Origin of the sequence: Coprococcus eutactus, assembly GCF_025149915.1 — a bacterium.
Classification (GTDB): domain Bacteria; phylum Bacillota; class Clostridia; order Lachnospirales; family Lachnospiraceae; genus Coprococcus; species Coprococcus eutactus.
On the sequence record NZ_CP102278.1, the window covers coordinates 899,086 to 920,136 of the forward strand.

Genomic DNA, 21,051 nt, shown 5'->3' on the forward strand with positions numbered 1-21,051 from the left:
AGTGCTGTCAATATCAATGCTATTGACAGTGTTACCGACGAACTGTAGCGTAGCTTTCGCAAAAACAAATCAAGTAAACACTGAGTGCATCAGTATTTACTCCGTTTTTTAATTAAATTTAACGAAAAGGAGGTATCGTACATCTGTTGTGTGCGAGCAAGAGAAATGGGAACATTGGAAGTGGACAAGAGTCTTAAAGCGGCATTTAAGGAAACGCTGGAACCGCATGGGTTCAAGAAAGTAAAGGGGAGGTATCCGCACTTTGTGAGGATGGCAACGCCCGAGATTATTCAAGTCATCAACTATCGGCTGGAGCAGGCTCTGTCGCTGCAGTTGGAGGAAAAACGGTTTGAAGTATACTGTGCGGTCGGCAGTATATACCGCCCGGAGATTAATCTGAACCGTTCTGTGTATGCCAGCATGGACTGGATAAATACTACGCATCTTGAAATGTATGTTAAGGCAAAGCGAAACGGAATACCGGTTTATGAGAATGAACAGCCGGGAGTTGACTATATCATCAAAAAGGGAGATGAAGCATCTCTTAGGGAACAGATTGCGTTTGCCATGACTGGCATAGAGCATTATATAATTCCGGCGTTTGACAAGGTGGTGGATTTAAAGACTTGTGTGGATTATTTGGAGTTATATGGTTTTGATGAGTTAGAAATTAGTAGAAAAACTGAATGTAATGGGGATGTATTTATTTTGCCGGCAAAGTATCCAGATGTAGAATCTTACAGCGCAAAAGTACAAAATGATTTACAAGAGGCAAAGAGAAGGGTGATGCAACGTGTTTCAGAAAAAAAGATGACAGAAAAGGAAGGAAAGGAGAGATTGCTTAGGTGTGAAGGAAGATACAATGATGATATTAAACAATATGAAAATTTTTTTTCAGATGAAATAACTAAAAATGAGATTGAACGATTAAAAGCAGAACGTGCAGAAAAAAATTTAAACGCAATACGTACGATGGGAATTGAAGTGTAAAAGACGGGGGGCAAAAAGAAGGGAGTAAGCATATGAAATTAAAACAAATGACAAGAAGGATTATTGCTGTAGTGCTGTCAATATCAATGTTATTAACAGTGTTACCGACGAACTGCAGTATAGTTTTCGCAGAAAGTGGAAAATCAGGAGAGACAATTCTTGCAACTTTGTCAGATGAGGTTTCAAGTATTGGCGAGGCGAAAGCGGAAGCACAATCTGATTCAATTGCTGATGTCAAGGTGCGGGCAGGGGATTGGAGAACGGCAATCTATAAAGACCATTTGGTGTGGAATCGATTTCATACAGAAGTACAGAAGGATATATTTTCAAGGTATATGTCATCAAAAGAAATAAAGCTAGAGTATGGTATCGAATTTGTCAATGCAAGTGGAAAAAAGACGGGGAAAAAGGGAAGGGCGGATATTGCTATAAAAGAAGATGGGTCTACTTATCTATGGGAAGTAAAGCCTTATTCCTATTCTGTTAACCCGAAGAAACTATTGGGAGAAGAGCAGTTGTCAAAATATATTTTTTCAGGGAATTGCACAAATGAAATGGGTTATGTTAAAGATGGTTCCATTGATTTATCAAAAACAACATATTTTATCGGTGACGCATCCACTATTTCGAGTAGCAGCTGTACATTTTCGATAAGTGATACAGTATCTTACGTCGTTACCTATACCGTTCAAAATAATGGTTTGATCTTATATAAATTCAAAAGATACGAAAAAAAGAAAGAACCAGAGCCGGAGCCTTCGCCGGTGACAGTTAGTGTGCCGTCAAAGAATAAAACAGAATCATATACTGACACTCAGGACTATGGAAACAATGATCAGACTGACAAACCAAGTGGTGAAGGTTTGGTTGCAATCGATCCATATGTGTATTTAACGCTCGTAGCAACTGCTACGACGCTTCAGGCGGCAAATGTGGCAATAAACAGAAATCCGAATACATGGAATTCGGTATCCGAGGCTATTATTGCTGCCTGCGAGTCATTCAAGACAACGGTAGCAGCGAATCTGCCAAAAGTATTGAAAACGGCAGGAGCGAGTGCTGCGGGAATTACGGGAGCAGTTATGGTTTCAAAAACGAATGTTTATGCTCAAGAACTACAAAATGCCCAAGACGATTTTATGACCGCGGTGGAGATATATTGTGGCGAGGATATGGCAGCAGCCGTTAGCGATGCAATTCAAAATGGGGATGAAGACGCATTAAACGACATTACAGACAGTCTGCAGGATTTGGCGGATGAATATGACCAGGCTGGAAACGCTCAGCCGCCAAGAGATCCGCTGGTGGTAGATTTGGGAACAGATGGCATCGAGCTGTCCACGCTTGCTGACGGCGTGAATTTTGACCTCGACAACAACGGCTTTGCAGAAAAGACGGCATGGATTGGCAACGAGGACGGATTTATAGCACTTGACAGAAATAAGAATGGTAAGATTGACAATGGCGGAGAGTTGTTTGGCGATCAGGTAACGCTGTCAAGCGGAGCATTGTCGTCTTCTGGTTTTGATGCACTTGCAGAATATGATATCAATGGTGATAAGGTAATAGATAAAGAGGATGATGTTTATGGGCAGCTTTTAATCTGGATTGATAAGAATCATAACGGTGTTTCAGAAATGACTGAGCTTTTTTCATTGGAAGAAACGGGAATCACATCGATTGGACTGGAACATAAGGAAACAAGCGTGTTGGATGAGACGACCGGAACATTGATAGCGGAGACGTCGGAGGTCGTGCTGGAAAATGGCAAGACAACGGAAGCAAGTGAATTCTGGTTTCCGGTGAAAACATCAGATACGACACATGGAGATATCAAAACGACAGGAAATATTCCGAATATTTATCAGGCGCTGGCGGAGGATGAAACCGGCGAATTGGAAAAATTGGTGTATACATTTGTAGAATCCAATGATATAGCAGAAAAAAGGTGCTGCATAAAAGAAATTTTGTATTTCCTTGCAGGTGCTTCCGATATTGAAGCAAACAGCAGAGGCGGTAATATCGACGCCAGAGATTTAAAGGTAATTGAAGAATGTATGGGACGAGGATTTGAAGGTGTTGACGGCACTTGTCCAAATGTCAATGCAGCGGCTATTTTAAAAGATATTTATGGTACGATAGAGGATGGATACTATAACATGCTCAACCTGAATTCCAGCTTGGGCGGATACTGGTATAGTGTTGTAGAATATCAGGATGAAGACGGGAAAGACAATCTTTTGCTGAATCTTCCGGTTGCACTCATTGATGAAAAGATTTCAGATGGCGAGGATGTTGATTCTATTTTGTATGACTTCTGTCTGTATCTGGCATGGTATGATGAGATGCATCAATCGGAGATGCTTTCTACATGGAGTGAGCATTTTTCTGCAATATCGACTCATTATGCAGAGGTGATTGAACTGGCAAAAACCGGATATGTATATATTGGAACGGAGAAAGCGGATCGTTATAGCGGTACAAATCAGAATTCATATATATTTGGAAAAGCAGGGGACGACCAGTTGAGTGGTGGAAGCGGTTCGGATCGTATATATGGAGAAGATGGTTCAGATAAATTATACGGAAATGCCGGAAATGATATTCTTTCCGGAGGCTCCGGTGATGATTGTCTGGATGGAGGATCCGGAAATGATATACTCTATGGTGGAAACATCGGAGATACTTCTGAAGATGGAGACGATGAATATGTATTTTCTACCGGATATGGTCAGGATATAATTGTTGACTATGGCGGAAGCAACACGATACGGTTTACGGGTGTATCAAGCAAGGATATACGTGTGAATGGAGTAAATGAATATGACGCAGAGATTCGCATTCAGGGAACGAATGATACGTTGACGCTGAAAAATTTCTGTAAAGATGAAGTGTATACAGACTATACATTGATATTCCGTGATAAAAAAATACACTGTTTGGATGAAGACAGTCCGTTTCATTATATCTATGGAACCGAAACGGAAGATTCATTAAAGGCAGTAGTAGAAGATAGTTATATGTATGGGTATGCGGAGAACGATACGATTATCGGAAGTGCAGGGAAGGATATCATTTATGGAAATGCAGGAGACGATCAGATAGAAGCGGGAGACGGCGCTGATACAATCTATGGCGGAGATGGAAAAGATCAGATCAAGGCTGGTGATGGCGATGATATTTTATTCGGCGGTGCAGGTGCGGACATCCTCTGTGGAAACAAAGGAAATGATTATATGTTTGGAGAAGAAGGCGATGACACATACATATTTGATAAAAGCGATGGCGTGGACGTTATAGAGGATAACTCCGGCACTTCGACGATTCAGTTTGGCGAAGGAATTCATTTGAACGATTTGACGGCGATGAAAGTTGGAGATGATTTATTCTTTTTGATTTCGGGTACAGCGGATCGTCTTGTGGTTACCGGATATTCCGACAATCCAGAACGTTTCATTGTTTATGTTGGGGAAGATGAAGTTGATGTCTCAGATATTCTGACAAAAACGGATGCTGCGGAGCTGCCGCAGATTGACGGTGAAACGGATTCTTCACCTGATGTAACAGAGGAGATACCGCAGATAGCAACGCCAACGGATGCGGATGCATCAGATGATGCGATGGATTCCTCTGCTCAGGCATCAGATAAAAGAGATGTTTCAGACAATGTAAACATTATTTCCGGTACGGAAAACTCAGACGCAGTCTTTGCAGAAAACAGTAAAAATTTTATTTTTGCAGGGGCAGAGTATGATTATATCGTCGGCGGAAGCAATGCAGATTATATATTTGGCGATAGAGATGTAGACCGGATATTGGCAGGAGACGATGCAGATGTGGTCTATGGCATGGATGGAGATGATCAGGTCTTTGGAGAAAATGGAGATGACATCATAAGCGGCGGAGCAGGCAATGATTATGTAAGTGGCGGAGCAGGCAATGATGTTGTGATTTCACAAAGCGGGAATGACTTTATAGATGGCGGAGCAGATGATGACACATACTATATATCTCCTTCCTGCGGAACGGTAACAATCAAGGACACCGAGGGGAAGAATACAATCGTGTGTGCAGATGGGTTGGAATCTACGAAGATAAAAGCATATCGGTTAGATTGGAATGATTTGCTTATTGTATTTGAAGGCACAGAAACATCTATTGTGATTAAGAATTATTGCATCAATGAGGATGCTCGTGGGTTCCGGCTGATATTTGCGGATGGTCTTGTAGAATATGCAACTGCTTCCGGCGGCGTACTGCGCACAATCAATGACTGGGAAGGAACAGAATACCATACCAGTATATATACTGATGGAACGACCATTGTTGCGGAAAACGGCGACGATCAGTTAAACGGCAGCGAAGCTTCGGATAATCTTATTGGAGGCGACGGAAATAATAGAATTGCCGGAAACGGCGGCGATGATTATCTAGATGGCGGAAAGGGAACGGATATGCTATACGGCGGTGCCGGAGCGGATGTATATATCTATCAGAAAGGATATGGTACGGACACGATTTCGGATGCACAGGGTGAAAATATCATAGAAATAACAGGCTACGGAATTTCAGATATAAAAGCTTATAGAACAAACTGGAATAATTTGACGATGATTCTGGATGGAAGTGGTGAAGCCGGTTTGAGTGATTCAGGAGCTGATAAGCTCATCATAGAAAACTTCTTTGTTTCGGATGCCAACCGCCAGTATAAGGTGATTTGTGACGGCTCCGTATTTGGAATTACAGATTTTGGAAGTCCATGCAGGACATTGTATGGAACTGCCGGAAGTGATTATATGTTGGGATTTGATGGCGGACGTATGACATACTATGGTTTGGACGGCGCGGATACGTTAAATGGTTCGGATGGTACAGATGTACTTTATGGTGGTACTGGTGATGATAGGATTTTAGGCGGAAATGGAAATGACTGCCTGCTTGGAGAAGCCGGAAATGATTATTTGGAAGGCGGAGCAGGTAATGACACATACTATTTTGGCATTGGGTATGGGACGGACAGTATCAGCGATAACAGTGGAATCAATGAGATTATCTTTTGCGAGGGCTTGAAATGCGAAGACATTCTTGTTGAACGGACGAACTGGAATGATTTAACGATTCGTTTTGCGGGTTCAGAGGATGCACTTGTGTTGCTGGGGTATTTTACGTCCGATGAAAACAAAAAATTTAATCTTGTCTTTTCGGATGGAGTAAAATACGAGTATGATGCGCAGGAGAATCCGATTTTACAGGAATTGAGCATGGGAGAATAAATAGAATTTTATTGCACGGGAAAAGGTCATCTGGTTTCTTGAAAACCAGATGACCTTTTTTTAAAAAGCAGAATGGCTTGGGAGCATCCCAAAGTTTGTGTAAACCTCCAAACTGATGTAAGATAAAATTACTCAGTTTGGAGGTTATTTTTATGGCAAGAAGAAAAGACAGCCCACAAAAAGCAGCAATGAGAGAAATGATGCGTGATTATCTGAAGAATAATGATATCAGCATCAAAGACGGCACCGATGTAAACAGTATCATGCGTGACATGATGTCTGTCATTTTGGAAGGTGCTTTGGATGAAGAACTGGATGAAGAATTAGGATATTCCAAGTACGACTATCGAAACAAAGAAACAGACAATAGTAGAAATGGACATTCCAGCAAAACCATGCACACCAGTTATGGAGATATGGATGTGGCAATCCCAAGGGATCGTAATGGTGATTATGAACCACAGCTGATTAAAAAATATCAGAATACCGTAACTCAGGACATGGAAGAAAAAATACTTTCCATGTATGCCAAGGGAATGACAACTGGAGACATTGAATCCCACATGCGTGAATTATACGATATTGATATTTCTGACAGCACAATCAGCCGGATCACAGACAAAATCCTGCCGATTGTAAAAGAATGGCAGGAACGCCCTTTGGAAGAAGTGTATGCTGTAGTATTTATGGATGCAATCCACTATCACGTCCGCAGTGAAGGACGTATTGTAAAACGTGCGGTTTACATTGCCCTTGGTATCGATATGAATGGGAAAAAAGATGTTCTTGGAATGTATGTTGGAGAAAACGAAAGTGCGAAGTTCTGGCTTTCTATCATGAATGGATTAAAAAACAGAGGCGTTGAGGATATCCTGATTGCATGCGTTGATGGTTTAAATGGATTTCCACAGGCAATCGAGGCTGTTTATCCAAAAACAGAGATTCAGCAGTGTATCATCCATCAGATCCGTAATTCAACGAAGTTTGTTTCTTACAAAGATATCAAAAAACTGATGGCTGATCTGAAGCTTGTATATGCGGCTCCAACGGAAGAAACCGCTTTAAATGAACTGGAACTGTTCAAGGATAAATGGGATTCCAAGTACCCGAAAATCTATAAATCCTGGCATGATAACTGGGCAACACTGTCCACTTATTTCAAATATCCAGAGGCAGTAAGACGGCTGATTTATACCACAAATGCCATTGAAGGATTCAACCGCCAGCTCCGGAAAGTGACCAAAAGCAAAACGGTTTTTCCGTCGGATGACAGCCTTTTGAAAATGCTGTATCTGGCAACCATGGATATCACGAAAAAATGGACCGGACACAGGCAGGACTGGGGACAGATCCATTCCCAGCTTGAAATTTATTTTGAAGAACGTCTGGCGGGACGGAACCTGTAAAGCAGTCAATTTTAGGCAGGTTTTATTGACATGCCTAAAAACTACTGTATAATGCAGATATGGGCAGAATCCGGAAAATCGGCTCTGCCCATTTGTAACTATTCACAAATCTTATATCAGTTTTTAACGTTTACACAAAACTTGAAACGGTCTCAATGGCTTCTTGTCATTTCATTAGTATATTCAATTTAAAGTCAACTATAATTATTTATCCTTGTTATCAGCGTCGATCACTGACTGGATCTGTTTCATGAGAGAGTCGTAGTTAGCCTGATCGTCGATCCCTCCAAGCATAGGCTCTCCGACAATATTACCATTTCTATCGACTAGTATGGTTGTAGGAAATGCCATGATGTCGGAGGCATATTTGCCTACGCTAGAATCAGAGTCAACGGAGATATTGCGGTATTTTGCACCCTGGCTGTCAAGAACGGCTGCGGCTTCCTTGATAGCATCTTCGTTTCCGTCAAATGTCTCTGTGTTGATACCTACTACCTCGCCGCCCATCGATTTGATGGCATCATTTAATTCATTAAGCTTGGACAATTCTGCGACACAAGGCTTGCAGCCGGTAAACCAGAAATTAACGACAGTTACTGCATTATTGGAAAACAGGCTTTCGTCAACAGAATTACCGTCAAAATTCTTGCCGGAGAAACTCTTGAAAGGCGTGATTTCTTCGGAACTGTCATTCTGGTCGGTGCTTTCTGATCCTGCGTTTTTATTTTCGATTTCAGCTATCTGCTTTTCAATCTGTCTGATAGTTTCGATATCATTGTTAAGTGTTTTCAGTTCATCATCCGTAAAGGATTCCTTGTTCGATTCTATTATGCCGGCCAGATAATCGGCATAATCTCCGCTTGGATCAGCATCGCTTTTATTCGCCATGCCAAATGCCTTGTTCCATACATCCTGGTGATCTGCAAATATCTGGTTCTCCTGCTGATATAGATCATCCAGCTTTGTGTTGGAATTGTCCACAGCTTCAGTGGTAGATTCTGTCTGGGTTTTTTGTGAATTCTCAGTAGTGGCGGATCCTGATCCGTTACATGCCGTGAGAGATAAAGCTGCACAGAGAGTGATAATAGATATTAATGTTCTTTTTGTCTTCATAAATAATTGCTCCTTTAAATAATATTAGTATGGTTGATTGTTACATGTTGGTTTTGGAAGCTTGCTTATGTCCTTTTTGGGAACATGGCTTTCCCATAAACTGATAGTGGATCGCATCTTTTGGACATGCCTTCATACATGCTCCGCATCGTATGCATTCCGGATGATTTGGTGTTTTGCATACATCTACATCCATTTTGCATGCCTTTGAACACTTACCGCATCCGACACATTTGCTGCTTTCAACCTTGATACTCATAAGGCTGACCTTGTTGAATAATGAGTAGATTGCGCCGAGAGGACAAATCCATTTACAGAAGGGTCTGTAGAACAGAATACTCAGAACGACAACTGTAATTAAAATAAGGCATTTAAATGAAAACAGCTTTCCGAGTGCAGAGCGTATAGCTGCATTTCCGAGTGAAAGTGGTATAGCACCTTCCAGAACACCTTGTGGACAAATATACTTACAGAAGAACGGGTCTCCCATTCCTATGGAGTTCGTTACAAGCATCGGCAGAAGTATAACGAAAACAATAAGGATTATATATTTCAGGTATTTTAGTGGTTTCAGCCTGGCTGTGGAAAACTTTTTCCCGGGGATTTTGTGAAGCAGATCCTGAAACCATCCAAATGGACACAAAAACCCACATATAAATCTTCCGAGGATCACACCGATTAAAATGAAAAAACCGGTTATGTAGTAAGAAAATTTAAATTTGGATGATCCGACGACCGCCTGAAATGCACCGATGGGACACGCTCCTGTTGCAGCAGGACAGGAGTAACAGTTTAGTCCTGGTACGCATACTGTTTTTGCTTTGCCCTGATAGATCTTGCCTTTAAATAAATTGGGGATGTGAATATTGGTAAGCAGCGTGGCTGCTGCCTGTATCCATCCGCGTATTCTGGCTGTTTTTTTTGACAGTGATTTGTTCTTATCCAATTCCTACACACTCCAGACATAATTTTATTGCTTTGCTGAGCACGGCAGCCGCTTCACCTCTGACTGCACCATAGCTGATCATTGCCATACCCGTGATGAGTAAAATGATCTGAGACATTTTCCTGTACTTCAAGTTATTGCAGCTCCTTTCATGATTGTGTTTGTTGACCAGCTGACTTGGATATTATACAATAGCTGTTGTAAAATTTTTGTTAAGAAGGATTTTTGTTAAGAAACAGGTGACAGTTTTGAGATTATTGATAGTTGAAGATGAGAAGCAGATATGTGATATGGTTGCGAAAGGCCTGTATGATGCCGGGTATGAGGTGGATACCTGTTATGACGGAGAAGAGGCTCTTGAATGCATTCTGTCAGAGGAATATGATCTGATCGTTTTGGATCTGAATCTGCCAGGTGTGGATGGAATGGAGATTTTAAAGGAACTCAGACAGCAAAATGAGGAGACAAAGGTTATCATATTATCTGCGAGGGGACAAATTGCGGATAAGGTTGAAGGGCTGGATGCAGGTGCAAATGATTATATGGAAAAACCATTTCATTTGCAGGAGCTTGAGGCGCGTATCAGAAGTCTTACAAGAAGAAAATTTGTACAGAAGGATGTATGTCTGGAAAGTGGCGGGATAAAGTTTGACACGATAAAACGTGAGGCATACGCAAAAGGAGAAAAGGTTCCCCTTACAAGAAAAGAAAATGGAATCCTGGAATATCTGCTTCTTAATCTGGGCAGACCGGTAAGCCAGGAGGAATTGATGGAGCATGTCTGGGATGCTTCGGTTGACAGCTTCAGTGGAGCGATCAGAGTACATATGTCTTCGCTGAGAAGAAAGCTTAAGGCAGTGCTTGGATATGATCCGATTTTGAACAAGGTGGGAGAAGGATATAAAATACGAGAGGAGTCCGACAGATGAAAAGAATGTCGCTGCAGTGGAGGCTTACCTGTATAATCACATTATATATTGCGCTTATATGTGGATGCCTTACTTTGCTTGTCTATAAAAATGGAGTGTATTATATTGATTCTCTGCAAGAAACCGTTGATGCCCAGGGAGATGATAATGGGAGCGGTACTGATGAAATATATATCAGTATTCCGGAGGATAAGTGGGATGAATTTGCAAATGACTTTTCTGTTAAGGTGTACAATAATAAGGCAGATTACAAGAAAAACAGCCTGATAATTTCTGCCTTGCTGGCCCTGCTTGGCGGAGTAGCTACATATTTTATAAGTGGGCATGCACTAAAGCCGATCAGTGAGTTTTCTGATAAAATTGAAGAGGTACAGGCACAGAATCTGGCGGATTCACGAATAGAAGAAAACAATGTTAAAGAACTGAACCAGCTCAGCGTTTCATATAACAAGATGCTTGAACGCCTCTCGGATGCATTTGAGATACAGAGACAGTTTACTGCAAATGCAGCACATGAGCTCAGAACTCCACTGTCCTTAATGCAGATACAGCTTGATTCATATAATTCTTCCCGGCATCCGGGAGATGATGAAGTCACTCTGCAGACGATAAAGATGGTAACTGAACAGAATGAGAGACTCAGCAAAATGGTAAAGACACTTCTTGATATGAGTGAGCTTCAAACTGTGAGCCGGGATGATAAAATAATGGTCGACGCGCTTGTTGATGAGGTATTGGCGGATCTGGAACCTCTTGCACAGGAAAAGGATATAGAACTTATTGGAGAATGTACGGATGTAACTATGATAGGAAGTGACATCCTTATTTACAGGATGTTATACAATCTTGTTGAGAATGCTATAAAATATAACCGCACAGGAGGACGGGTTACAGTGACAGCGCGTCAGAAGGAAAAACACGTTTACCTGTCAGTAGAGGATACCGGAAATGGTATCCCGGAAGAACTGAAGGATCGCGTGTTTGAACCTTTCTTTCGCGTGGATAAATCCAGAAGCCGTGAGCTTGGCGGCGTAGGACTGGGACTTGCTCTTGTCCGCGAGATCGTGATAGTGCATGATGGCAATATTGCAGTTAAGCCTAATCCGTCTGGAGGAACGATTTTTGAAGTCGTTTTATAAAGTGAGCATTACAGCCGTTACATATAACAGACTTACCCACTTACTTTCCGGTAACAGCATATTGGCTGTCATACATAGCCTTAAGATTTTCGTTGGAATTGAATTTTTCTCCTATGCAGAATTCTTCAGACCATGTCATGTAGTATGCCCATGGAGTGTGTGACTTCTCCAGAAGATGTATATCCGGTATATATCCAACTTCGGTAAGGGCGGCAACCTTGTTCGGAGAGGTAGCTTCTACAAGCTTTGTGTATTCTTCACTGTAATCGGTTGCTGTGTATTCCGGCAGATATATGTCCATGGAGACAATATCAACGAAGTCATCTCCAGGGTATACGCCCTTTGTAGGACAGTTCCATACCCATATAAGGTTGTTGATGTTCAGTACATTTGTATAGTAGTCGAACATGAGTCTGTAGAGCTTTGCCGCAACAGCAGGACCTTTGGCACCCCACCAGAACCAGGTGCCCTCGGACTCGTGGAAAGGTCTCCACAGAACCGGGATATCTTCAAGCTGGAATCTTCGGAGTTCCTTTGCGATGATGTCCATATCGTGGTAGAAAGCATCACGTTCTCTTGTGCCTGGAATGAACACTTTTTCAGCGTTGAAGTCAGTGTTCTCTGTGTAGAAACTCTTGTCACGACCTCCAACCGGAGAGAACCAGTGAAATGTGAAAGTGACAATGCCATTTGTTTTCTTTGCCCATTCGAGAGCGGTGTCAAGGGTATCCTGATTTTCATATACCTCTGTGAGACATTCTGCGGATGCATCATTATAGTTTATGTTTGGCGAGTATCCAAGCAGCTCGAAACCTCTGAGTGCCGGACATTTGCCTGTCTGTTCGTATATATAGTCAATCTCCTCCATAGGATTGGTCTGTGTGTGCTGACCTGTTATTATCTTATTACCGGCAATCTCCGATAAATAATCCAGTAGATTCTGTGCTGAATGCGATATGTGCTTGTTTGCTGCTTTCTGCATCTTATTTTCTCCTTCATTAGTATGTGTTTGATATGCTTTTATCATATACAAATAAATGTAATAATTGTATTATATAAAGAGCAAAAAATTGTATAAACCTATCATGATACAACTTGGATCGTAGGGGGAGAGACTGCTATGGAAATGTTTGAGTACATTGATGAGATGAAACAGCCATATGATATATTTTACACAGATTGTGTGCATTCTGAATTGCACTGGCACTATTACAGTGAGGTACTTTATATAGTCAGCGGATCTATCCGGGTGATCTGCAATGATGGAGAGACGGTCCTCAGAAAAGGGGATATGTGCTATCTATATCCGCTGCAGCTCCACAGTATAAAGGCGGATAAGACCTGTGCGGAGCCGGTGAAGTATGCGGTCATAAAGTTTAATATGTATACACTGGGCATTCCCCAGACTTATATAAGGAAAATGTATGATTGTTTTGTATACAAGACGGAGACTACAGATTTCTGTACTGTTATAAGGTCTGAAAAACTAAAAGAAAGTATGGCAGATATTGTTCAGGATATATTTGAGGAGTATATGGAAAAACGGGAGATGTACATGCTTGCGGTTCAGTCTGGGATATATAAGCTGCTCATCATCATGGCAAGACAAATGAAAACAAATGGAGATTTTAAGCATAAGAGGTCGGATGGTGATGTGTATTTCAATCACATACTGGAATATATAGATGCGCATTCGTCAGAACAGATAGAGGTTCAAGATCTGGCAGAAATGTGCAGTATGAGTTATTCACACTTTGCCAGATCATTTAAGGCTCGTTATGGAAGATCGTGTAAGGAATACATATTGTATATAAGGCTCAATAAGGCGCAGAACATGCTGCTGTATTCGGATTATTCCATGGAATATATCGCGCAGGAAAATGGCTTTTCGGACAGCAGTTATTTTATCCGAGTGTATAAAAAGTGGAGGGGGATCACTCCGAAACAGGAAAGGATGCAGAACAGACTTTAGTATCCCAATAGGGTGCAAAGGAAACAGACTCACATGTGATTGAGACACAAGTGAGTCTGTTCATAAACCGATTATATTGTTGCCGTTGCGGATTTGGCACGGCTAATTTTATTTTTCCCGAACTTTCGTCTCAGCTGTTTCATAACCCACAGGTACGCAGGGATCAGGAAGAGATCAGCACATACCCATGCAAGCGGACTTCCTAGTGATACGCAGATGAAACCGAAATGAGGCACCAGCACGAAACCGGCAACAGAACGGGCTATCATCTCACATATGCCTGCAAGTATGGCGAAAGTCGAGTAGCCAAGCCCCTGTATCATGAATCTTACGATATTCACAAGAGCCAGGAATATGTAGAATGCGGCGTTGATAACCACGAATTCATATATGTAGCCGATAAGCTCAATCTGTTCCTTCTTTACAAAGAGAAGTGCAAGCTGCTTTCCGAACACGATGGAGAAAGCCAGAGCCACGAGGGCATATATGATTCCCATCTTGATACAGGCTTTAAGTCCCTGATCAACACGGTCAAGACGCCTGGCACCAACATTCTGACCTCCGTATGTTGCCATGGTGGAGCCCATTGCATCGAAAGGACAGCACATGAACATGCAAATCTTGGACCCTGCTGATACGGCTGCAACATATGTTGAACCCATATCATTGACTGCGGTCTGTAGAATGACACTGCCTATGGCTGTTATGCTGTACTGCAGTCCCATAGGTAGACCCATACCGCAGAGCTTAAGGCAGTGACGCATGCTGAATGTCCAATCCTCTTTACTGAATTCAAGATACTTCAGTTTCTTTGTCATGTATATCGTACATATGATTCCTGACACTGCCTGTGAAGCTACTGTGGCAACTGCAGCTCCGGCGACGCCCATAGGAACAACAAGTATAAGATCAAGTATTATGTTGACAATTGATGAACCCACAAGGAATATGACAGGTGTGATACTGTCTCCGAGTGATCTCAGTATCCCGGCGGTCAGGTTGTAGAGGAAGGTTGCCGGAATGCCCAGGAATATTATAAATATGTATATATATGCATCATCGATGATATTCGAAGGTGTTCGGAGAACCTTGAGTATCTGCATGGTAAAGATACTTACTGCCACTGTTATAACAGCAGCCAGTGCAACGGATGACCATATACTGTTGATTATATAAGCCTTAAGAGCCTTGAAATCCTTCGCACCGTAAGCCTGTGCAACAGGTATTGCAAATCCGTTGCAGATTCCTATACAGAAACCGAGTATCATGAAGTTGATGCTTCCGGTGGAACCCACCGCCGCCAGCGCGTCAGTCCCAAGTTTCTGCCCGACTATTACAGAATCTACCATATTATAAAACTGCTGAAATATCAGACCAAAGAGAAGGGGCAGACCAAAGTTCAATATAAGCTTTGAAGGCTTTCCTTCAGTGAGGTCTTTTGTGCCACTGATGCGCGCAATAAAATTCTTCATGTGATTCACCTCTCAAAAATCTAGTTGTTTGTTTATAAATTGCTTGTTTTCACGATATCATGTGTTTGCTAGTTAATCACCTTTTAATGATTTTATATATGGAAAAAAGGTGATTAAACGTGGTAAAATGTAAACACTTTTGTAATGCTGGAAACTTGATATATATTAGTCTCTGAACTAATATAAGTATAGTCGTAAAAGTGATGAAAAAAGAGAAAATAATTGTGCATAAAGCGCATGGATACAAACCAGGGTAATGTCGATAACGATAATGACCTGGTGGGGGATATGGAATGAGCAGAGATAGCGATAAAAAAAATAATAAAAAAAAGAACGATAAAAAGATTGGCAAGAATAATAAAACGGGCAGAGAAGAAATCAGGAATATAAATAGTATGAACGGTGGCACAGCAAAATCTTACAGGCAGAAAGTTCTTGTGAATCAGGCAGGAAAGCTAGTGGATGAGCTTGAGCGGGCGAGACGAGAGGAGCAGGAGTCCCAGATTGATGGAATAATCAGACAGAAGGTTATCAAGAGAAAGAATACCAGAGCTGCCTATCGTATTGTGGGAATAGTATTTATACTGATTGGAATCGCGTGTATGTGGTGGGCCATGGGAGGTCACTACAGGTTTTTGAAGGCGGCGGTTTCTATAGCAGCCATGGCATATGGGTTTTATATTGTAAGGGCGTCATTCAGGAGTGCAGCATATGATGCTACATATTTGTTTGGACAGGACAGGATAACGATACTTCAAAAGGGTGGAAGTAAGATCATACCATATGAAGCAGTGACGGGTTATACAATGATAGAACCAGATCCCGAGATGAAGTATTATATTTTTAAGTTCGACAGGGGGAAGGAGAGTTATGTAGTGCCGTTTGCCGGGGCGAAGGCAAAATGTGAGGCAGTGTACAATATTTTCAGAGAGAAGGTAAGAACAGATGAAAAAGAAAATTCTTGAAAAACTCCAGAGTACGGATGGTTTTGTATCAGGACAGGAATTATGTGAGCTGCTGGGTGTGTCAAGAACCGCAGTGTGGAAAAATATACAGGCTCTGAAAAATGATGGATATGTCATAGAAGGAGTTAATAATAAAGGCTATAGGCTGGTTAGCGTTCCTGATGTCATGTCTGAGGAAAATATATCGAGGTACCTCAACACGAAGACATTTGCAAGAAAACTCTACTACTATGATGAAACTGATTCAACAAACACCCGCGCTAAGATTGTTGGTGAGACGGATCTTGTACACGGCGCATTGTTTGTTGCAAATGAGCAGACGGCAGGAAAAGGCCGGAGGGGACATAGCTGGAATTCAGATAAGGGAACAACGATATCCATGTCGTATCTGCTAAAACCGGATATAGATATCTCGTGCGTATCCAGGATAACTCTGGTGTCGGCGGTTGCACTTGCAAGAGCATTCGGCAAAGTGGATGGTGTCAAGCCTCAGATAAAGTGGCCCAACGACGTACTTTCAGATGGAAAGAAGCTTGTCGGAATACTTACAGAGATGAGTTCAGAGGGAACTGATATTAGTTATGTTGTCGTGGGAATTGGTATAAATGTATATAACCAGAGTTTCCCGGAGGACATTGCGGACAAGGCGACATCAATTCTTCTGGAGAACGGCAGGGGATGTGACAGGTCATGGTTCATAGCGCAGGTGTCAAATGAGTTTGAAAAACTATATGATGAGTTTGTAAAAAATAAAGATCTGGGATTTCTTGTTGATGAGTACAACAGTTATCTTGTGAACAAGGATAAGCAGGTATATGTCATAGAGGGAGATCAGAAAACTGAGTATACAGCCTTGGGACTTTCCCCTGACGGCGGACTTCTTGTCAGGGATGCTGATGGAGCTGTGCGCGATATAATATCAGGTGAAGTGTCCGTCAGAGGCATATATGGATATGTATGATATATGATAAACATTCATTTGCATGTCAGCATATGGGGCTTAATAATATTAATAAATGGCAGGCATGATTCAAAAAAACTAGAAATATAGCCCTTTATGGTTTATAATCGGCAGTGGGTATAATATAACTTAGAAAATTCAAAGAATTATAAAAATATTCAAAAATAAAATTCAAAAAAGAAATTCAAAAAAGAAATATAAAAATGGAGGACATAAACATGGAAAAGATTCAGATGACCACACCACTTGTAGAGATGGATGGAGATGAGATGACCAGAATTCTCTGGCAGTATATCAAGGATGAGCTTATCTATCCATTTATCGATCTCAAGTCAGAGTACTATGACCTTGGACTTGTACATAGAAATGAGACAGATGACAAGGTAACATTTGACTCAGCATATGCAACACAGAAGTATGGTGTAGCTGTAAAGTGTGCAACCATCACACCTAATGCAGCAAGAGTTAAGGAGTACAATCTCAAGGAGATGTGGAAGAGTCCTAACGGAACTATCAGAGCAATTCTCGATGGTACAGTATTCAGAGCACCTATCGTTGTAAAGGGAATCGAGCCATGTGTTAAGAACTGGAAGAAGCCTATCACCATCGCAAGACATGCATATGGTGACGTGTACAAGAGTGTAGAGATCGATGTTCCAGGTCCTGGAACTGCAGAGCTTGTATTCACAGGCGATGACGGACAGGTTATAAAGGAGACTATCCATAAGTTTGATGGCCCTGGTGTTCTTCAGGGACAGCACAACGTGGACAAGTCTATTGAGAGCTTTGCAAGAAGCTGTTTCAAGTATGCGCTTGATACAAAGCAGACACTGTGGTTTGCGACAAAGGATACTATATCAAAGAAGTATGACCACACATTCAAGGATATCTTCCAGGAGATATTTGATGCGGAGTATAAGGAGCAGTTCGATGCAGCAGGTATCGAGTACTTCTACACACTTATAGATGATGCGGTTGCCCGTGTTATGAAGAGCGAAGGCGGTTACATCTGGGCATGTAAGAATTATGATGGAGATGTAATGAGTGACATGATCTCATCAGCATTTGGTTCACTTGCCATGATGACATCAGTTCTCGTATCCCCTGATGGAAAGTATGAGTACGAGGCTGCCCATGGAACAGTTATGAGACATTACTACAAGCACCTTGCAGGCGAGGAGACATCTACAAACTCAGTTGCAACTATATTCGCATGGTCAGGAGCACTCAGAAAGCGAGGAGAGCTTGACGGAATCCAGGCACTTCAGGATTTCGCAGATAAGCTTGAGGCAGCAACCATCAAGACCATCGAGGATGGTAAGATGACAAAGGATCTGGCTCTCATCACAACACTTGAGAACCCTACAGTCCTCAACAGTGAGAATTTTATCAAGGCTATCAGAGAGACACTTGAGGGAATGCTTTAAAAAGTGATTCAAGATAATAAAAGCATTGAGAATATATAAAGAAAGAAGCATATCACCTTTATTCAGACAATGGATAAAGGTGATATTTTTATACCATTGTGAAAATCGCAGCGTTAGGTTAAAATAACTTATATCTGAGTGTAGCGTATAAGATGATGAGGAGTTGTATTTATGAGAATTGAGCATGTTGCCATGTATGTGAATGACCTTGAAGGGGCGAAGAGTTTTTTTGAGAGATATCTGGGGGCATCGGCAAACAAGGGGTATCACAATAAAATGACGGGCTTTCGTTCGTATTTCCTCACATTTGACGATGGTGCAAGGCTTGAGATAATGAACAGACCTGGAATGGATGATCCTAAAAAAACGCTTAATAGAACAGGATTGATACATATAGCGTTCAGCGTGGGCAGCAAAGAAAAGGTGGATGAACTTACCAGGCTGCTTGAGTCTGATGGCTACGAGGTGATAAGCGGACCGAGAACGACAGGTGATGGCTATTATGAGAGTTGTGTAGTTTCCATAGAAGGAAATCAGATAGAGATTACGGTATAGAATTAAAATGTAGTAGATAGATAAAAATCAGAGTATGTGGAAATTCAAACATAGATTTCATTATAGGAGGTATAAGACAATGGACAATCAGGTATTAGAGGTAATAAGGAAGAGAAGTTCGGCTAGAGCGTATAGTGATGAAGAGATTACGAAGGAGCAGCTTGAGAAGATCATAGAGGCTGGACTTCAGGGACCTACAGGTATGAATAAGAAAGAGATACATTTTACAGTTGTCAAGGGTGATGCACCAATTCTGGAAGAACTTGATGCGGAAAAGAGGGCACTTCGAGGACAGGATAAGCAGCCACATAATTTCTATTATGAGGCGCCTGTTTTGATATTCTTGAGCGCAGAGGATGATTACAGATGGAGCAAGGTGGATTCAGGAATCGCAGTTCAGAATATGGCTATAGCGGCAGAGAGCATGGGACTTGGCAACTTGATCATAGGTTGTGTGTATGATGCTCTTCACGGGGAAAAGAAGTCATATTTTGATAAGGCACTTGCTATACCAGAAGGGTATTCATTTCAGATAGCGCTTGCAGTTGGACATAAGACCGATAACAAGACACCTCATGATTACGATGAGTCTGTTCAGGTAAGTTATTTGTAGTTTGTCGCTAAAGGTTCATTAGGTGGCAGGGTATAATGAAGTGGTTATCACGCCCAAGAGTGGTTACATATTGTGTATTGTAGGAGATGAGATAAGGAAGTATACAGGGAGGATATAGTATATGGGTAAACTTGTAATGGGGTATTGGGACTGCCCTTATTGTAGTACAAAACATATAGAAGGAACGAGTCGTGAGTGTCCATCCTGCGGAAAGCCGAGAGGACAGGAAGTTAAGTTCTATATGGATGGAGTGAGGTATTTGTCCGCGGAGGAGAGTCGGACAAAGGGAAAAGGTGCCGACTGGTTATGCGATCATTGCGGTAATTACAATTCTGCTCTTAACACACGGTGTAGCAGCTGTGGCGCTGAACGAGGTTCAAATGATAAAGCTTATTTTGATGTCAGGAAAGAACAGGATGCAAAGAATGCCAGAAGTGCATCCGGAACAGGAACAGCTGCCGGAGGACAAAACAGCGGGCAGGGGGTTAGCAAACGGAGCCGTTCATTTGGAGCATGGAAGATAGTACTGATCGGCATGTTTGTGATAGCGGCGATAATCGGACTTACAGCGATCATAGCCATGCCGAAGAAGAGAACAGTAACAGTCAAGGATATGTCGTGGAAGACCAGTGTTGATGTGGAGAAATATTTTCTGTGTGATGAAGATGACTGGGAACTCCCAGAGGGCGCTACGCTAAAGACCACGAAACAGGAGGTTCATCATACAGAACAGGAATATGTGGGTGAGCGCGAGGAGACCTATGATTCATATGAAGTGATAGGTTCCCATGTGGAGTACAGCTACGAGGACAATGGCGATGGAACATTTTCCGAGGTGGCAAATGACGTGGATGATTACGGATATGTGACGAGAACGAGGTCTGTCCCTGTGTACAGAGATAAGCCGATATACAAGACGAAGTATTATTATACAATATGGAGGTGGAAGTACGACAGGACGGAGACTGCGGAGTGCGGTGGAAAAACACCGGAATACCCAGATCCCCAGCTCACAGACAAGGAGAGGCTAGGGGAAAAATCAGTTGAATATGAAGTCACATGTGAAGTGAAGAATAAGGAAAAGATATATAAAGTTAAAGAGGCTATATATGACAAACTTGATATTGGAGAGACATATAATGTCAAGGCTGACTCTGAGGAGATAGTGAGTATCATAGAGTAGAGATATGAGAATACGGAGACGGTCGAAAGTTATAGTGTAAGTGATAGGTACGAATAAATATAAGCAAATATAAATAAATATTATCCCGGACGGATAAGACATAATGT

The 21,051-nt window shown here is 41.8% G+C and carries 17 protein-coding genes; 12 read left to right on the plus strand and 5 right to left on the minus strand.

All coding sequences use genetic code 11. The features are described 5' to 3' along the window. Window positions 1-165 precede the first annotated feature (165 nt). The 3 genes from NQ536_RS03860 (at window position 166) to NQ536_RS03870 (ending at window position 7,669) form a co-directional block, all read left to right on the plus strand. Window positions 166-990 (plus strand): hypothetical protein, encoded by an 825-nt coding sequence (locus NQ536_RS03860; RefSeq protein ID WP_147565660.1) that lies wholly within the window; start codon window positions 166-168, stop codon window positions 988-990. Window positions 991-1,037: 47 nt separating this feature from the next. Continuing rightward, entirely contained in the window at window positions 1,038-6,263 is a 5,226-nt protein-coding gene (locus NQ536_RS03865) for a calcium-binding protein (protein ID WP_044997805.1), read from the plus strand. A gap of 188 nt (window positions 6,264-6,451) precedes the next feature. Beyond that, complete coding sequence (locus tag NQ536_RS03870) at window positions 6,452-7,669, plus strand: IS256 family transposase (RefSeq protein ID WP_167530854.1); 1,218 nt, start codon at window positions 6,452-6,454, stop codon at window positions 7,667-7,669. Window positions 7,670-7,873: 204 nt separating this feature from the next. On the opposite strand, the gene NQ536_RS03875 is transcribed toward NQ536_RS03870, so the two are convergent. The 3 genes from NQ536_RS03875 to NQ536_RS03885 are packed head-to-tail and all read right to left on the minus strand — an operon-like array spanning window position 7,874 to window position 9,846. Then, window positions 7,874-8,782 (minus strand): TlpA disulfide reductase family protein, encoded by a 909-nt coding sequence (locus NQ536_RS03875; RefSeq protein WP_004849717.1) that lies wholly within the window; start codon window positions 8,780-8,782, stop codon window positions 7,874-7,876. Between the two features lie 40 nt (window positions 8,783-8,822). After that, window positions 8,823-9,728, minus strand: coding sequence for a 4Fe-4S binding protein (locus NQ536_RS03880; RefSeq protein WP_004849719.1), 906 nt, complete (start codon window positions 9,726-9,728; stop codon window positions 8,823-8,825). Further along, window positions 9,721-9,846 carry a CD1871A family CXXC motif-containing protein gene (locus NQ536_RS03885; protein WP_004849721.1) on the minus strand — a complete coding sequence of 42 codons (126 nt, stop codon included), beginning with the start codon at window positions 9,844-9,846 and terminating at the stop codon, window positions 9,721-9,723. Before NQ536_RS03885 ends, NQ536_RS03880 begins: the two co-directional genes overlap by 8 nt. Before the next feature lie 172 nt (window positions 9,847-10,018). On the opposite strand from NQ536_RS03885, the gene NQ536_RS03890 reads away from it, so the two are divergent. Both NQ536_RS03890 and NQ536_RS03895 read left to right on the plus strand, forming a co-directional pair. Continuing rightward, the gene (locus tag NQ536_RS03890) at window positions 10,019-10,657 is read left to right on the plus strand and encodes a response regulator transcription factor (protein ID WP_233419674.1); all 639 of its coding nucleotides are present in this window, start codon (window positions 10,019-10,021) and stop codon (window positions 10,655-10,657) included. Further along, window positions 10,654-11,796, plus strand: a complete 1,143-nt coding sequence (locus NQ536_RS03895; RefSeq protein ID WP_004849725.1) for a HAMP domain-containing sensor histidine kinase — start codon at window positions 10,654-10,656, stop codon at window positions 11,794-11,796. Before NQ536_RS03890 ends, NQ536_RS03895 begins: the two co-directional genes overlap by 4 nt. 40 nt (window positions 11,797-11,836) lie before the next feature. On the opposite strand, the gene NQ536_RS03900 is transcribed toward NQ536_RS03895, so the two are convergent. Beyond that, a complete protein-coding gene (locus tag NQ536_RS03900) occupies window positions 11,837-12,778 on the minus strand; it encodes a glycosyl hydrolase (protein WP_044997806.1) in 942 nt (313 codons plus the stop codon). 138 nt (window positions 12,779-12,916) lie between these two features. On the opposite strand from NQ536_RS03900, the gene NQ536_RS03905 reads away from it, so the two are divergent. After that, window positions 12,917-13,768, plus strand: a complete 852-nt coding sequence (locus NQ536_RS03905) for an AraC family transcriptional regulator (protein WP_004849728.1) — start codon at window positions 12,917-12,919, stop codon at window positions 13,766-13,768. A 71-nt stretch (window positions 13,769-13,839) separates the two neighbouring features. Here NQ536_RS03905 and NQ536_RS03910 read toward each other — a convergent pair whose 3' ends face one another. Continuing rightward, window positions 13,840-15,240, minus strand: a complete 1,401-nt coding sequence (locus NQ536_RS03910) for an MATE family efflux transporter (RefSeq protein ID WP_004849729.1) — start codon at window positions 15,238-15,240, stop codon at window positions 13,840-13,842. Window positions 15,241-15,533: 293 nt separating this feature from the next. Here NQ536_RS03910 and NQ536_RS03915 point away from each other — a divergent pair, with 293 nt between their 5' ends. The 6 genes from NQ536_RS03915 to NQ536_RS03940 all read left to right on the plus strand — a co-directional run bounded on the left by NQ536_RS03915 (window position 15,534) and on the right by NQ536_RS03940 (window position 20,944). Further along, window positions 15,534-16,205 carry a hypothetical protein gene (locus NQ536_RS03915; RefSeq protein WP_004849731.1) on the plus strand — a complete coding sequence of 224 codons (672 nt, stop codon included), beginning with the start codon at window positions 15,534-15,536 and terminating at the stop codon, window positions 16,203-16,205. Then, on the plus strand, window positions 16,186-17,166 hold the full coding sequence (locus NQ536_RS03920) for a biotin--[acetyl-CoA-carboxylase] ligase (RefSeq protein ID WP_004849732.1): 981 nt from the start codon (window positions 16,186-16,188) through the stop codon (window positions 17,164-17,166). The genes NQ536_RS03915 and NQ536_RS03920 overlap by 20 nt, the downstream gene beginning before the upstream one ends. Window positions 17,167-17,384: 218 nt before the next feature. Beyond that, a complete protein-coding gene (locus NQ536_RS03925) occupies window positions 17,385-18,593 on the plus strand; it encodes an NADP-dependent isocitrate dehydrogenase (protein WP_015533231.1) in 1,209 nt (402 codons plus the stop codon). Between the two features lie 171 nt (window positions 18,594-18,764). Further along, a complete protein-coding gene (locus NQ536_RS03930; protein ID WP_004849736.1) occupies window positions 18,765-19,148 on the plus strand; it encodes a VOC family protein in 384 nt (127 codons plus the stop codon). A 79-nt stretch (window positions 19,149-19,227) separates the two neighbouring features. Beyond that, window positions 19,228-19,761, plus strand: coding sequence for a nitroreductase family protein (locus NQ536_RS03935; RefSeq protein WP_022058841.1), 534 nt, complete (start codon window positions 19,228-19,230; stop codon window positions 19,759-19,761). Window positions 19,762-19,882: 121 nt separating this feature from the next. After that, window positions 19,883-20,944, plus strand: a complete 1,062-nt coding sequence (locus NQ536_RS03940; protein ID WP_004849739.1) for a zinc finger Ran-binding domain-containing protein — start codon at window positions 19,883-19,885, stop codon at window positions 20,942-20,944. Window positions 20,945-21,051: the final 107 nt, after the last annotated feature.

Coding starts and splice junctions, on each gene's coding strand:
- NQ536_RS03860 (WP_147565660.1), top strand. CDS start 166: ATGGGAACATTGGAAGTGGACAAGAGTCTTAAAGCGGCATTTAAGGAA.
- NQ536_RS03865 (WP_044997805.1), top strand. CDS start 1,038: ATGACAAGAAGGATTATTGCTGTAGTGCTGTCAATATCAATGTTATTA.
- NQ536_RS03870 (WP_167530854.1), top strand. CDS start 6,452: ATGAGAGAAATGATGCGTGATTATCTGAAGAATAATGATATCAGCATC.
- NQ536_RS03875 (WP_004849717.1), bottom strand. CDS start 8,782: ATGAAGACAAAAAGAACATTAATATCTATTATCACTCTCTGTGCAGCT.
- NQ536_RS03885 (WP_004849721.1), bottom strand. CDS start 9,846: ATGTCTCAGATCATTTTACTCATCACGGGTATGGCAATGATCAGCTAT.
- NQ536_RS03890 (WP_233419674.1), top strand. CDS start 10,019: ATGGTTGCGAAAGGCCTGTATGATGCCGGGTATGAGGTGGATACCTGT.
- NQ536_RS03895 (WP_004849725.1), top strand. CDS start 10,654: ATGAAAAGAATGTCGCTGCAGTGGAGGCTTACCTGTATAATCACATTA.
- NQ536_RS03900 (WP_044997806.1), bottom strand. CDS start 12,778: ATGCAGAAAGCAGCAAACAAGCACATATCGCATTCAGCACAGAATCTA.
- NQ536_RS03905 (WP_004849728.1), top strand. CDS start 12,917: ATGGAAATGTTTGAGTACATTGATGAGATGAAACAGCCATATGATATA.
- NQ536_RS03910 (WP_004849729.1), bottom strand. CDS start 15,240: ATGAAGAATTTTATTGCGCGCATCAGTGGCACAAAAGACCTCACTGAA.
- NQ536_RS03915 (WP_004849731.1), top strand. CDS start 15,534: ATGAGCAGAGATAGCGATAAAAAAAATAATAAAAAAAAGAACGATAAA.
- NQ536_RS03920 (WP_004849732.1), top strand. CDS start 16,186: ATGAAAAAGAAAATTCTTGAAAAACTCCAGAGTACGGATGGTTTTGTA.
- NQ536_RS03925 (WP_015533231.1), top strand. CDS start 17,385: ATGGAAAAGATTCAGATGACCACACCACTTGTAGAGATGGATGGAGAT.
- NQ536_RS03930 (WP_004849736.1), top strand. CDS start 18,765: ATGAGAATTGAGCATGTTGCCATGTATGTGAATGACCTTGAAGGGGCG.
- NQ536_RS03935 (WP_022058841.1), top strand. CDS start 19,228: ATGGACAATCAGGTATTAGAGGTAATAAGGAAGAGAAGTTCGGCTAGA.
- NQ536_RS03940 (WP_004849739.1), top strand. CDS start 19,883: ATGGGTAAACTTGTAATGGGGTATTGGGACTGCCCTTATTGTAGTACA.